Origin of the sequence: Wenyingzhuangia heitensis, from assembly GCF_011762155.1 — a bacterium.
GTDB lineage: Bacteria > Bacteroidota > Bacteroidia > Flavobacteriales > Flavobacteriaceae > Wenyingzhuangia > Wenyingzhuangia heitensis.
Genome location: NZ_JAASQL010000003.1, coordinates 37781 through 50965 on the forward strand (window position 1 = coordinate 37781; position 13185 = coordinate 50965).

The following is a 13185-nucleotide window of genomic DNA, read 5'->3' on the forward strand; positions in this document are numbered from 1 at the left end:
GATTTATTAAAAATGCTAATTAACATGAACTGCTTAAAACCATCTAAAGGAAGATTATTGATTGCAGAACCATCTATACTTGGTGATGTATCTTTTAATCGGTCTATTATTTTACTTACAGAGCACACTCATGATAGCTCGATTGGATTTATAATGAATAAGCCCTTAGGCTACAGTTTAAAAGATTTAATTCCAGAAGTAAATTGCGACTTTAAAGTTTTTCAGGGAGGACCTGTAGAACAAGACAACTTATATTTTATACATAAAATCCCTAACCTACTACCCAATAGTATAGAAGTAACAGATGGAATTTATTGGGGAGGAGACTTTTCACAACTCTCTAATTTATTAAACCAGGGATTGGTAAAAAGTGATGATATTAGATTCTTTTTAGGATATTCTGGCTGGGGAGAAGGACAACTAAATTACGAATGGGAAAGCGAATCTTGGTTGGTATCAGAAAATAAACACAAAAACATATTTAACACCGCTCATACAAATTTATGGAAGGACCATATTATGAAATTAGGTGGAAAATATAAAATTTGGGCAAATGCACCAGGAAACCCTAGCTTAAATTAGTTAATAAATCTTTAAGTTTACCCGCAGTTTCTGTTTTAAATGTTTTCTTCCTATATTGTGTAATTGGCTGAATTCCAACTATTACATTGGTTAAAAAAACCTCATCTGCTTTTTGAATGGCAAATGGAGATATAGACGACTCTTCTAAAACATATTCTGTATTCTTTTCCAACACATCTAATATATTTTTACGCATTACTCCTTTTACACAACCATCAGACAAAGGTGGAGTTGTAATTGTCTTTCCTTTCACTAGAAAAATATTTCCGTTGGTAAATTCCACAACATTTTTATTAGAGTTTAGCAAAACACAATTATCTAACTCGTTTTCTTTGGCATATATACTTGCCAATACATTGGTTATTTTGTTATTTGTTTTTACCGTTGATAACAAATTAGGGTTGATCATAAAATCCTTGTACAAATCTACCTGATAACTTTCTTTAACCTGTATATCTACCTTTTTAACCTCAACAACATAGGCTATTTTATTTTGATTAGGTGCATACAAACCATCAGCATCTCTAAACACCGTAAATTTCACTCTATTCTCGGTCCCTAAATTTGCATTAATTGTTTTTAAAATTTCTGCTTCAAAAAACTCTAATGTTAGTTCCATAGGAATTTCCATACGCAACATACGCATAGAGGCCATTAATCTAAAATAATGATCCTCACAAAAAACAACAGCTTCATCTTCTACCTTTATAGTTTCAAAAAGAGCATCTCCATACTTAAAACCTCTATTGTTATAATTAATTTGATTGCTGTTTTCCGAAATGATTTGTCCGTTGTAATTGATCATCTTTTTTAAAAATTTGTGGCAAATTTACAATAAAAAAAGCCTTGATTTTCATCAAAGCTTTGTAAAGTATTTTAGAGTCTTAAAAATTAAGCTCCAATTATATGTTTTAATTCTGCTATTTGATTTTCCCAAAGCATTTTTGATTCATCAATTTCATCTTCTTCTGCAAAATCTGTAATGATTAAAGAAACATCTTTTGTTAAGGCATCTACCTGAATCTTAAATTCAAAATAAGCATCATCATCTTCATCTTCTACCCAATGAAATTTAGCACGATCATCTGTTTTAGAAGCTAATAATTTTGCTTGCTCTTCACTATCATCCCAAATAAAAGTAAACATTTCTCCTCTAGAGTTAACATTATCAGCAAACCACTCTCCTAAACCAGAAGGTGTGGCAAAATATTGATACAACATTGATGGTGATGCGTGTATAGGAAACTCTAACTGAAATTTTTCTTTAGTCATGATCGTCTTCATTTTTGATGGATGGCAAAGTAGCATTTTTTTAGTTATTAAAAAAAAAATGAGGTTTAAAGTTATTTCTTTTTTTCTATCTCAATTACCCTACTCGGATAGACCATATTAGCAGTTTCTAAAACAGATGGTTCTTCCCTTAAATCTCCTTTTGTAAACGCTTGTTGCAAAATAGATTCTATCATATAATCTTCCATTAATTCTTCTGGATGATACTCTGCATCTAAATCAATTTTAAAAAAACTTGCCGAAAATCGATACCAAAAAGCTTTAAAATCTCCGCGTTTGTCTTGCACATGTTCATTTACGGTTAATCCGGTAAGCCTATGTATTAATTTAATCAGTATTCTACCTTCTGTTCTAGTTAATTTTTTAATGTTTTCTGTAAATTGTTTTTCAAAAATTTTTTGCTGATCTTTTATGTATCTTTTTTGTTTTCTTTTCGATTTTATTTTTTGAACAGAGTCGTTTAAAATCGTCATTTTTTCTTTAGCCAAAATGGCATACGGATACGCTCTATAGGTTTTCTTTTTAAACCACAAATAATATCTTTTATCGTAATATGATTTAAATTTAGGAGGAGGAAACAAAACCAATGTATCCAACTCAATTTCTTGATTGGGATCAGTAATTAAATAATAATCATCGTACTGTTCTTTTAATTTTTCCCAATCTTTTTGCTGAGCGTTTCCCAGAAAAAAAACAAAGAATAAAACCACAAATACATTTTTCTTTTTCCTAAAATCCATGAATTCAAAAATACATAAATAACTTACTTAAAAACAACAATTCACATGCATTCCATCTAAAATCAAAATAGTACTTTTGAGTTTATTATAAAATGAAAAATGATGAGTGAACATACAATTTTAAACCAAAAGTCTTTAGACTTTTTAGAAGAATACTTAAACAATGCTTCGCCAACAGGATACGAAAGCAAAGGTCAAGAAATATGGATGGATTATTTAAAACCATATGTTGATGAATTTATTACCGATGCTTACGGAACTGCCGTGGGTGTTATCAATCCTAAGGCTGAGTACAAAGTAGTTATAGAAGGGCATTCTGATGAAATTTCTTGGTATGTAAACTACATTACAGATAATGGATTAATCCACGTAATTAGAAACGGAGGAAGTGACCATATTATTGCTCCATCAAAACGTGTAAATATTCACACTAAAAAAGGAATTGTAAAAGGTGTTTTTGGATGGCCAGCAATACACACACGTTTAAAAGGAAAAGAGGAAGACACTCCTAAAATAGAAAATATTACGATTGATGTTGGTTGCGATACCAAACAAGAAGTGTTAGACTTGGGAGTACATGTAGGTTGTGTAATTACTTACCCAGATACATTTGAAGTATTAAACGGAAATAAATTTGTTTGTAGAGCACTAGACAACAGAATGGGTGGTTTTATGATTGCCGAAGTTGCTCGTTTATTAAAAGAAAACAACATAGAATTACCTTTTGGATTGTACGTAACCAACTCTGTACAAGAGGAAATAGGATTGCGTGGTGCAGAAATGATTACACAAACTATTAAGCCTAACGTAGCAATTGTTACCGATGTTTGTCATGACACCACAACTCCTATGATTAAAAAATCTGAAGAAGGAGATAGTAAAATTGGTAATGGACCTGTAATTTCTTACGCTCCTGCCATTCAACACAACGTACGTGAGTTGATTATTGGTACTGCTGAGAAAAATGATATCCCATTCCAAAGACATGCATCTTCTAGAGCAACAGGTACAGATACTGATGCTTTTGCTTATAGCAACGGAGGAGTTCCTTCTGCCTTAATTTCTTTGCCTTTAAGATACATGCACACTACTGTAGAAATGGTACATAGAAATGATGTAGAAAACGTGATCAAATTAATTTTTGAAACCGTGAAACAAATTAAAGCCGGAGATAAGTTTAGCTATTTTGACAAAAAAAGTTATACTATTTAAGTTTAAAAACACTTAATTTTATCAAAGGCCTGAAAATTATTTTTCAGGCCTTTTTTTGTTTTTTGTTAAATTCTTATAAATAGCACTAAAAACAAGGAAAAAACAGTTACGAAATCGTTGTAGTAAATTAAAATTTACCGATATTTATAAAATCTAACTAATCTTAACAATGTCAAATAAAAATCAAACATTAGGAGAATTTATTATTGAAAACCAACATTCATTTAAATACTCAAGCGGGGAATTATCAAATTTATTAAACTCTATCCGATTAGCAGCAAAAGTTGTAAACCACGAAGTTAACAAAGCAGGTCTTGTAGACATTATTGGAGCTGCAGGGGACACAAACATTCAAGGAGAAGACCAACAAAAACTAGATGTTTATGCCAACGATGTTTTTATTCAAGCTTTAATTAACCGAAATATTGTTTGTGGTATTGCTAGTGAAGAAGAAGATGATTTTGTTGCAATCAATAGCATTAACAACGATCATCAAAATAAATACATTGTACTAATAGATCCTTTAGACGGATCTTCTAATATTGATGTAAATGTATCCGTTGGAACCATTTTTTCTATTTACAGAAGAGTAACTCCTATTGGAACTCCAGTTACAATAGAGGATTTTCTTCAAGAAGGAAAACACCAAGTTGCAGCAGGATATGTAATTTATGGAACCTCAACCATGTTGGTGTATTCTACCGGTCACGGTGTTAATGGTTTTACTTTAAACCCTGCTATTGGTTCATTTTATTTATCTCATTCAGATATGGAATTTCCTGTAGATGGAAACATTTATTCTGTAAACGAAGGAAACTATTTAGAGTTCCCTGATGGAATTAAAAAATACATTAAATACTGTCAACAAATAGAAGATGACAGACCCTATACAAGTAGATACATTGGTTCTTTAGCTTCTGATTTTCATAGAAACATGATTAAAGGCGGAATTTATATGTATCCTAAAAGCACCAAAAACCCTAAAGGTAAATTACGTTTGTTATATGAATGTAATCCAATGGCCTTTTTAGCAGAACAAGCAAACGGAAAAGCCAGTGATGGTTTTACTAGAATTTTAGACATAAAACCCACCGAACTACACCAAAGAGTTCCCTTTATTTGTGGTAGTACAAATATGGTAAACAAAGCTGAGGAGTTTATGAAAGAATACTCTTCTTAACAATTCTTATTATACAAAACAGAAATAGCCTAAGAAATCAATCTTAGGCTATTTACTTTTTAAAAACAACTTAACTTACTTAAAATACGATTAACTAAAGGCCAAACCTCCGTTAATATCAATATCATTTCCTGTTAAAAAAGAGGCTTGTTCCGACACCAAGTAACTCACCAAATCTGCTACCTCATTAGCACTTCCTTCTCTTTCTAATGGAGTTGCTGCAGCGACTTTTTTACGAACTTCATTTTTCGTAAAATCATCGTGAAATTTTGTTGCAATCATGCCTGGATTTACAGCGTTTACTCTAATTCCCAAGCTTCCTAATTCTTTAGCCATAGAGCGTGTAAATGTAGCTACTGCTCCTTTGGATGCTGCATATATAGAAGCTCCGGGACCACCACCATCTCTACCTGCTTGTGAAGCAAAGTTTACAATAGAAGCACCACTTACTAAATAAGGCTTAAAAGCTTGAGTCATAAAAACACAAGATTTAAAATTTACATCCATTAACAAATGGTAAAATTCTTCGTCAATTTCATCAATCTTTTTCCTTCCAAAAAAACCTCCAGCTACATTTACCAAAATATCAACTTTATCTCCAAAAGCAGCTATAGTTTTAACTGCTAAATTGTTAATATCAGTTAATTTGGTAACATCTCCTTGAACAATAATTACCTCTCCATTTAGTTTTTGAATTAGCTTTGCTGTTATTACTGCATCGTCGTAATTATTACAATAATTCACCACAACTTTAGCTCCTTCTTTGGCTAACTTTAAAGATACAGCTCTACCAATATCTCTTGCTCCTCCAGTTACAACAGCTACCTTGCCTTTTAACTTCATTCCTTTTTATTTCTGTTTAGATTCCTAAAGCTTGTCCTCCTCCAATTTGAATTGTTTCTGCTGTAATAAAAGCAGCATCATCACTTGCCAAGAAGGAAACAACAGAAGCGACTTCTTCTGGTTGTCCTAACCTACCCAACATAATATTGTTTTTCCAAGAAGCAAATACTTCTGGTTTAGTAGATTTAATTTGTGCATGAAAAGGAGTATCAATAGTTCCTGGCGACACTGCATTTACTCTAATTCCGTACTCTGCTAAATCTTTAGCCAATGCTCTTGTAATGGCATGTACTCCTGCTTTAGAAGTTCCATAAATTCCAGCTCCTGGTCCTCCCGCATTCCAACCTGCATTAGAGGTATAGTTTATAATCGTTGCATTTTCTCCTTTTTTAAGAAAAGGGATTGCTGCTCTAGATGCAAAAAAAGTTGAATCTAAATTTAAAGCCATTACCGACCTATAAAACTCGGTCGTCATTTCTTCAAATCTAGACCTACCACCTAATCCACCAGCATTGTTTACTAGTACATCAATTCTACCATATTTTTCTCCTATTTTATTAATATTTGATGTTACCTGCTCTTCATCCGTTACATCAAATCCATAATATTCAGCTGTAACTCCAGCTTCTGTTAAAGTTTGAATTCTTTCTGCTCCTGCTTTGTCATCAATACCATTTAAAATTACGGTATACCCGTCTTTACCTAATCTCTTTGCTACTTCAAATCCAATTCCACCGGTAGCTCCGGTAATTACTGCTATTTTCCCTTTTAATTCCATTTTGTTTAAATTTTGTGCATTTATTAATTAATTCTTACTGGTTCTATTTTTTTGATTAACACATAGATGGATCCTACTGCAAGTGGTGCTAATATTGCTATTACAATAAAAGCAGGTGTGTAAGATACCGATGCTATTAACGGTATTAATGTATTCATTATTATTACGGATATTGCTGCCACAGTTCCTGCTAAGCCTGCTAAGGTTCCTACGGATTTACCACTAAACAAATCACTTGATATAGTTTGTATATTACCTATCGCGAATTGGAATCCAAATAAGACTACCGCAACTATGTATATAAATGTCATTGGATTGTTCTCGTTTACCAAAAATATAATCCCTAACAATCCTAAAAAGATCAAAGCTCCTCCAATGGTAATGGTTGTTTTTCTAGCAACATCTACAGATTTTGTTTCCATTAGTTTTCCAGAGTACCATCCTCCAACAATACTACCCGCCATACCTCCTAGGTAAGAAATCCAAATAGTGGCTCCAATTTCCTCAATACTAAATCCAAATTCTGAATTTAAATACAACGGCATCCAACCTACAAACAACCACCAAATAGGTTCTATAAACAATCTTGCCGTTAAAACTCCCCAAGACTCCTTATGACTTAATATTTGAAGGACCGACAATCCTTTTTGTTTTTTTCCTGGTTCTTCTACAGGTACAATTCTATCTTTTAGAATTAAAGCTCGTTCCTCATCCGTAATCCAAGGGTGTACCTCTGGGTTTGATTTGTTTACAAACAACCACGGAATTACCCATAACAATCCTATTGCTCCAATAATAATAAAAGTAGTTCTCCACCCAAAGTGACTGTACAAATAGGCAATTAAAACGGGAGCTATAACACTTCCTAAAGAAGCTCCTGCATTAAAAATACCTTGAGCAATAGCACGTTGTTTTACAGGAAACCACTCTCCATTACTTTTTACAGCTCCTGGCCAATTCCCTGCTTCACCCAATCCTAAAAAGGCTCTAAAAGCAGTTAAACTTACCAATCCTCCTGCAAAGGCATGTAACACAGATGATAATGACCATACTACAATAGAAACAACAAACCCTAAACGAGTTCCAATCTCATCATACAACTTTCCTGATAAGAATTTACCCAACGCATATGTCGCCATAAAAATGTTTAACATGACTGCATAATCAGATTCATCTAACCCTAAATCTTTTCCCATTTCTGGCCACATGACCCCAAATGCTGTTCTGTCTATATAATTGATAACGGTTGCCAAACATATTAGCATTATTACCCACCATCTTAATCCTTTAACTTTCATAACTACATGATTATTAGTGAAATATTTATTTTGATTCTTTTTATTTTTTGGCAAGAAAATCCTATTCAGAAAAAATGACTTGATTTTTTACTGTTCTAATAACTGATTAAAAAGTGACAACGCTATGGGTGTACTACAGCCTTAAAAATGATGTTCTTATTTAATTTCCCTTTTATTTATATCTAAACACGACCGTGCAATCGTATCGTTTATTCTTTTGTGTTGTAACAATATTGATACAAGGCTCCAAAATGAATTTTCATTTTTTCTTTAGCCAGCTGTGTATCTTGTTTTTGGATGGCTTCAAAAATTTCCTGATGTTCTGTAATTCCTTTTTGAGCCTGCCCCTTATCACATACGTGATACTTTTCAAAATCTGTAATGATTTTTGGAGTAATCATTAACATAAATGTGTTCATGGTACTGTTACCGCTAGCTTTAGCAATTGCTAAATGAAACAACAAATCTTCTTGTACTGCATTTTCACAATTCAGCACCTTTTCTTTATAAGCTTCTAAAGCATTTTTAATACTCTCTAAATCTGCTTCAGATCTTCTTTGAGCAGCCAATCTCACTGTTTTTAGTTCAAATAAAATTCTGGTTTCTACCAAAGCTCTAAAGTCTGGATCTCCCAAAGCTAAAATATCGTCAATCATTCCATTCATAGCTACTTGGCCAATGTCTGCAACAAAAGTTCCACTTTGTGGTTTAGATTTTAACAAACCATAAAATTCTAACAACTGTATAGCTTCTCTTATATTACTTCTGCTCACTTCAAACTTTTCAGACAACATTCTTTCTGAAGGCAATTTGTCTCCTGGTTCTAAGTTTTTAAGATTTATTAAATCTCTTAACTTGGCTATAATCTGATTTTGAGTAGTTTGGTGATCTCCTTTTAACAATACTTCTAACTTCATAGATTCACATTTTAAAAAATTGGTTAACCAATCTGGTCAGTATAAATATATGAAATATTTATAGTTAAAACCTAATTAATGTTCAACAATTAATTGATAATATTCCACTTTTGCACCTGCCCAATTATCTAGTGTAGTTAAGTAGTTACCTGCTTTAAAATAGTTTTCAAAAACTCCCCATCTTTGCATGTGAATATCTTTGTAAACTTTAGATTTCCCGTTCATAATTACTTCCATTTTTCCTTCTGATACTTTTACCTCTAAAGTAAACTTATCAAAACCTACATATTCCGGAAAGTTGTAACCCTCATCATCTCCCCAGGCATCAGTTTCTAAAATTTCTGTATCTGATGCATTTACATCTTTTAAAATTTTTGTTTTTATTCTTACATACCCTTTGTGCCAATAAATTTTTAACACAGGAGGTGCATTGTTGTCTTTTTGACCAATTAAATCACGCTGCTCATTGGTTAATCTTCCGTGAATTTGCATGATGATTGTTCTATGATAATCACCCTCATCATCTTTACTAATATCCGTAACTGCTAATTTTCCTTTTAAATATCCACCTTGTTTAAATGTCCAATTGGTACTATTACTACCAGAAACCATTTGCTCTCTTAATTCTGTTCTAGAGTAAGATGTATTTGCTGTGGTACTCCCAGGATAGGTGTAAAAAACCAAACTTCCGTTAATAGAATCGTTATACATAAACGGTTTTAAGGTTTGATTTGTTCCGTATTCTAAAATTTCTGGTGGACTTACTTCTGTTGGTTTTCCTATAGGCAAAGTAACTTTCCAATGACTTAAATCTATGTTGGGTATTTTGTATTCTGCTGGAGTTTCTTCTTCATCATTCTCTTTCTCCTCTATATTTGGTTCTTCTTTTACGATAGGTAAGTCTACTTCTGATTCTGAATTACAATTTGTAAAACTGAATAGAAAACTTATAAAAATCCATTTGTAAAGAATTTTAATGTTCATTGTTGATTGTTTTAGTGACTTACTTCTAATTTGTAATACTTAACTTTTGCATAAGCTCCTTCGTCTCTTGATTGAAAGTAGTTTCCTGCTTTAAAATAGTTTTCAAAAACTCCCCACTTTTCCATATGAATATCTTCGTAGACCTTGTAATCATAACCATTTAATACGATTACCATTTTTCCTTCAGACACTTTTACTTCTAATGTAAATTTTTTATGCCCTACTTTTTGATCAAATGTATACCCGTCATCATCTCCCCAAGCATCTTCGTGCAATAGTTCTGTTCCTGTTGCTTCTAAATTTTTAAGCACTTTGGTTTTTACTCTAATTTTTCCTTTGTGCCAATATATTTTTAAAATTGGTGGAGCATTATTGTCTTTTTGCCCAATTAAATCTCTTTGCTCGTTGGTTAAACGACCGTGAATTTGCATAATAATTACCTTGTGATATTTCCCTTCACTGTCTTTGGATATTTTATCAACTTTAAGAACTCCTTTCATAGTTCCTCCTTGCTTAAAAGTCCAGTTGGTATTGTTATCTCCTGGAACCATCTGCTCTCTAAGTTCCGACCTAGAGTATTTGGTGTTTGCCGTAGTAGCATTACTTGGATACGCATAAAAAACCAAACCTCCTTTAATAGAATCGTTATACATGTACGGAATTAACCTTTTGTCTGTAGCATACTCTAAAATTTCTGGTGGTTCTATATTGGTTGCTTTTCCTTTGTGATTTAATTCTGGTGTGGTTACACTCCAATGGCTTAAATCAATTTTTGACAACTTGTATTTTTTACGTTTCTTTTTCTTCTTTTTCACCTCAACACTTGTTTCGGTTTCTGTAACACTACTTGCCTTTGTTTGGCAAGTAGCATTTACAGAAAAGAACATACATACTAAAACTGTACTAATTTCTTTTAAATACCTCATCTCTTTTAGAATTCTCTTTTATTTATTCTACGGGATAAACTTTTACATTGTCTAAATAAGCATCTTGTTGTGTTTCTCCCCAGAAAAGGATCATAACATTACCGGTAGCGTTGGCTGTAAAGTTTTGAGTTACTTTGGTAAAGTTTCCTTTACCCTCTAGTTTAGTTCCCTCATTAGTAATAATTCTTGGAGCTGTGTCTACAGCATCTTTACCGTCTTCAAAATGACCATCTAATATTTCTACCACTATTTTAGCTCCTGTATTAAGATCGTCATCATTTTTAATAGCATACTCATATTCTAACACGTACTCACGGTTGGCAGAAACTGTAATTGCTTGTCCACCATATCTACTCTTAGTACTTCTGTATATTCCACCAGAAGTTCCTTTGGTAAATTTAGCTCCACCAGTATTCCCATCAGCATTTTCTTCTCCAGAATACAGTAAAGTAGACCCATCACCTGTACTACCAAATGGATAAGTATCTCCGTCTGTAAAAGTAGTCCATCCCCATCCTGTTCTAGGAGAACTTTCATCCATATCACCATTAACAACATCTGGAGTTATTGCTGCAGGAGTTTCTGGTTCTACAACTTCAACCACAACAGAAGTTGTGCTTGTTGCTCCCAATTTATCTGATGCCGTTAAAGTTACTGTATACGTTCCTTCATCAGGGAATGTATTTTCTCCATCCACTCCTGCAGATGTGTTTCCATCTCCATAATCCCAAGTGTATTCTGTTGCACTGGTAGACGAATTGGCAAATGTATACGTTAAATAATCTTCTGTTACTGATGCAGAAAAACCTGCAGAGGGAGGAGTTGTATCCTCTTTTGAATTTGCTTCTGGTAAATCGTATTCTGTATCACAGGATATAACAGACAACACTGTTAACACCATTAGTCCCAATAGAGAAACTGAAATACGACTTTTAAATTTATTTATTTTGTTCATGATTTCTTTTTTTAATTGGTTAAACCTTTTCCTTAGTTAATTGGATTTTGTTTCATAAGCCCATTACTTAAGTTAATTTCTCTTTGAGGAATTGGTAGTAATAAATCTGATGATGAATATCCTAAACCATTGGTTGCTGAAAATGCTGAAAACACTGCCTCTGCTCTTTCTAATCTTACCAAATCAAAAAATCTATGATTTTCAAAAGCCAACTCTACTCTTCTTTCTAATAACAATTCATCTTTTGTAATCGTACCATCAGCATCATCTGCCAATCCTGCACGATTTCTAACTTCGTTAAAAGAATCTAAAGCATTTGCATTAGAAGTATCCGTTCCTCCAGCCATAATAGCTTCTGCATGTAGTAACAATACATCTGCATAACGTAAAACAACCCAATCGTTTCCTGCTAAAGTGGCATCTAATACAAAGGTTTTTCCATCTGCTGCTCCATCTTCACCATTAGGCAAATATTTAATTACCTGGTTTTGTGTCGTCTGACTTGGATCAATTCTGTAAGAATATTGAGTTCTATCTCCTCCTGAAGCATCTAAAACAGCAACCGCATCTGCAGTTACATAGTTAACTCCAGAAGTTCTACCTACACCATTCATCCATTCTGCAGAAAAGTTTTGACTGTCATCACTTGTAGTGTTGTAACCGATTGCAAAAATAATTTCAGCGTTTTGCTCTTGGTAAAAAACATCATTAAAGTTTGGCATTAAAGAATATCCACTAGTCATTACATCTTCTAATAACAATTGTGCTTCTGTATACTTTTTTTCTTCTTGTGTTAAATATACTTTTGCCAACAATGTTTGAGCTGCAGCTTTAGATGCTCTTGTTTTATAACTGTTATCTAATCCTTCTACTGCCGTTGTTAAATCACTTACAATTAATTCATAAACAGTACCTGAAGCAACCCTTGTGTATTGCATTTCTGTTTCTAACGGAGTAATTACTCTATCAATTAATGGAATGTCTCCAAATAATCTTACCAAATTAAAATATGCATAGGCTCTTAAAAACTTCGCTTCGGCTTCATAGGCAGTCTTAGTTGTTTCATCTGCTACTACCTCTAAGTTTTCTAAAACAATGTTAGCTCTATAAATTACGTTGTAAAAACTAGCGTAATAATCTTTAACAATACCATTGGTAGCTTCTACTGTATAAAATTCAAACTGAGATGCTTCTCCTTCTTGACTTTTAGTTCTGGTATTATCACTACGCATTTCTGTTAAATAGTACTCATACATAATTCCGTGATTGTCATCTGGATCTGTACTATTGTTTCCCTGAATTGCATCATATATACCAATTAGTCCTGTTTCTACCTCGCTAGCATTGTTAAAGTATGCATCTGCAGTAATTCCTGCCGTAGGTTTTAGTTCTAAGTAATCACTACTACAAGAAGCCAATGCACCTCCTATAATAAGCGATAATATTAATTTTATTTTTTTCATGATATAAGTTTTTTAAG

The 13185-nt window shown here is 33.0% G+C and carries 14 protein-coding genes; 3 read left to right on the forward strand and 11 right to left on the reverse strand.

The genetic code is table 11. The features are described 5' to 3' along the window. The first annotated feature begins 24 nt into the window (after window positions 1-24). A complete protein-coding gene (locus FHR24_RS11005; RefSeq protein WP_167188440.1) occupies window positions 25-582 on the forward strand; it encodes a YqgE/AlgH family protein in 558 nt (185 codons plus the stop codon). Here FHR24_RS11005 and FHR24_RS11010 read toward each other — a convergent pair. From FHR24_RS11010 to FHR24_RS11020, 3 genes are all read right to left on the reverse strand, one after another. Beyond that, on the reverse strand, window positions 569-1387 hold the full coding sequence (locus FHR24_RS11010; protein ID WP_167188444.1) for an aminotransferase class IV: 819 nt from the start codon (window positions 1385-1387) through the stop codon (window positions 569-571). The genes FHR24_RS11005 and FHR24_RS11010 overlap by 14 nt on opposite strands. Before the next feature lie 86 nt (window positions 1388-1473). Continuing rightward, window positions 1474-1854 carry an START-like domain-containing protein gene (locus tag FHR24_RS11015; protein ID WP_208412340.1) on the reverse strand — a complete coding sequence of 127 codons (381 nt, stop codon included), beginning with the start codon at window positions 1852-1854 and terminating at the stop codon, window positions 1474-1476. A gap of 71 nt (window positions 1855-1925) precedes the next feature. Further along, the gene (locus FHR24_RS11020; RefSeq protein WP_167188447.1) at window positions 1926-2612 is read right to left on the reverse strand and encodes a DUF4294 domain-containing protein; all 687 of its coding nucleotides are present in this window, start codon (window positions 2610-2612) and stop codon (window positions 1926-1928) included. 102 nt (window positions 2613-2714) lie between these two features. Between FHR24_RS11020 and FHR24_RS11025 the strand changes: the two genes are divergently transcribed. Both FHR24_RS11025 and fbp read left to right on the forward strand, forming a co-directional pair. Next, the gene (locus FHR24_RS11025; RefSeq protein WP_167188449.1) at window positions 2715-3824 is read left to right on the forward strand and encodes a M42 family metallopeptidase; all 1110 of its coding nucleotides are present in this window, start codon (window positions 2715-2717) and stop codon (window positions 3822-3824) included. Window positions 3825-3993: 169 nt separating this feature from the next. Beyond that, window positions 3994-5004, forward strand: a complete 1011-nt coding sequence (gene fbp / locus FHR24_RS11030; protein ID WP_167188452.1) for a class 1 fructose-bisphosphatase — start codon at window positions 3994-3996, stop codon at window positions 5002-5004. A gap of 90 nt (window positions 5005-5094) precedes the next feature. Here the strand turns inward: fbp and FHR24_RS11035 are convergent, their stop codons facing one another. The 8 genes from FHR24_RS11035 to FHR24_RS11070 form a co-directional block, all read right to left on the reverse strand. Further along, window positions 5095-5847, reverse strand: a complete 753-nt coding sequence (locus tag FHR24_RS11035) for an SDR family NAD(P)-dependent oxidoreductase (protein ID WP_167188455.1) — start codon at window positions 5845-5847, stop codon at window positions 5095-5097. 16 nt (window positions 5848-5863) lie between these two features. Next, the gene (locus FHR24_RS11040) at window positions 5864-6625 is read right to left on the reverse strand and encodes an SDR family NAD(P)-dependent oxidoreductase (RefSeq protein WP_167188459.1); all 762 of its coding nucleotides are present in this window, start codon (window positions 6623-6625) and stop codon (window positions 5864-5866) included. Window positions 6626-6648: 23 nt separating this feature from the next. Continuing rightward, window positions 6649-7923 (reverse strand): MFS transporter, encoded by a 1275-nt coding sequence (locus tag FHR24_RS11045; RefSeq protein WP_167188462.1) that lies wholly within the window; start codon window positions 7921-7923, stop codon window positions 6649-6651. A 209-nt stretch (window positions 7924-8132) separates the two neighbouring features. Next, the gene (locus tag FHR24_RS11050) at window positions 8133-8840 is read right to left on the reverse strand and encodes a FadR/GntR family transcriptional regulator (RefSeq protein ID WP_167188465.1); all 708 of its coding nucleotides are present in this window, start codon (window positions 8838-8840) and stop codon (window positions 8133-8135) included. Window positions 8841-8915: 75 nt separating this feature from the next. Then, window positions 8916-9824 carry a polysaccharide lyase family 7 protein gene (locus FHR24_RS11055; protein ID WP_167188468.1) on the reverse strand — a complete coding sequence of 303 codons (909 nt, stop codon included), beginning with the start codon at window positions 9822-9824 and terminating at the stop codon, window positions 8916-8918. Window positions 9825-9835: 11 nt separating this feature from the next. Beyond that, window positions 9836-10750, reverse strand: coding sequence for a polysaccharide lyase family 7 protein (locus FHR24_RS11060; protein WP_167188471.1), 915 nt, complete (start codon window positions 10748-10750; stop codon window positions 9836-9838). A gap of 22 nt (window positions 10751-10772) precedes the next feature. Then, a complete protein-coding gene (locus FHR24_RS11065) occupies window positions 10773-11705 on the reverse strand; it encodes a PKD domain-containing protein (RefSeq protein WP_167188474.1) in 933 nt (310 codons plus the stop codon). A gap of 32 nt (window positions 11706-11737) precedes the next feature. Further along, complete coding sequence (locus FHR24_RS11070) at window positions 11738-13168, reverse strand: RagB/SusD family nutrient uptake outer membrane protein (protein WP_167188478.1); 1431 nt, start codon at window positions 13166-13168, stop codon at window positions 11738-11740. Window positions 13169-13185: the final 17 nt, after the last annotated feature.

What these genes read in the sequence shown, in the direction of transcription:
- FHR24_RS11005 (WP_167188440.1), top strand. Translation starts at nt 25, where the DNA reads ATGAACTGCTTAAAACCATCTAAAGGAAGATTATTGATTGCAGAACCA.
- FHR24_RS11010 (WP_167188444.1), bottom strand. Translation starts at nt 1,387, where the DNA reads ATGATCAATTACAACGGACAAATCATTTCGGAAAACAGCAATCAAATT.
- FHR24_RS11015 (WP_208412340.1), bottom strand. Translation starts at nt 1,854, where the DNA reads ATGACTAAAGAAAAATTTCAGTTAGAGTTTCCTATACACGCATCACCA.
- FHR24_RS11020 (WP_167188447.1), bottom strand. Translation starts at nt 2,612, where the DNA reads ATGGATTTTAGGAAAAAGAAAAATGTATTTGTGGTTTTATTCTTTGTT.
- FHR24_RS11025 (WP_167188449.1), top strand. Translation starts at nt 2,715, where the DNA reads ATGAGTGAACATACAATTTTAAACCAAAAGTCTTTAGACTTTTTAGAA.
- fbp (WP_167188452.1), top strand. Translation starts at nt 3,994, where the DNA reads ATGTCAAATAAAAATCAAACATTAGGAGAATTTATTATTGAAAACCAA.
- FHR24_RS11035 (WP_167188455.1), bottom strand. Translation starts at nt 5,847, where the DNA reads ATGAAGTTAAAAGGCAAGGTAGCTGTTGTAACTGGAGGAGCAAGAGAT.
- FHR24_RS11040 (WP_167188459.1), bottom strand. Translation starts at nt 6,625, where the DNA reads ATGGAATTAAAAGGGAAAATAGCAGTAATTACCGGAGCTACCGGTGGA.
- FHR24_RS11045 (WP_167188462.1), bottom strand. Translation starts at nt 7,923, where the DNA reads ATGAAAGTTAAAGGATTAAGATGGTGGGTAATAATGCTAATATGTTTG.
- FHR24_RS11050 (WP_167188465.1), bottom strand. Translation starts at nt 8,840, where the DNA reads ATGAAGTTAGAAGTATTGTTAAAAGGAGATCACCAAACTACTCAAAAT.
- FHR24_RS11055 (WP_167188468.1), bottom strand. Translation starts at nt 9,824, where the DNA reads ATGAACATTAAAATTCTTTACAAATGGATTTTTATAAGTTTTCTATTC.
- FHR24_RS11060 (WP_167188471.1), bottom strand. Translation starts at nt 10,750, where the DNA reads ATGAGGTATTTAAAAGAAATTAGTACAGTTTTAGTATGTATGTTCTTT.
- FHR24_RS11065 (WP_167188474.1), bottom strand. Translation starts at nt 11,705, where the DNA reads ATGAACAAAATAAATAAATTTAAAAGTCGTATTTCAGTTTCTCTATTG.
- FHR24_RS11070 (WP_167188478.1), bottom strand. Translation starts at nt 13,168, where the DNA reads ATGAAAAAAATAAAATTAATATTATCGCTTATTATAGGAGGTGCATTG.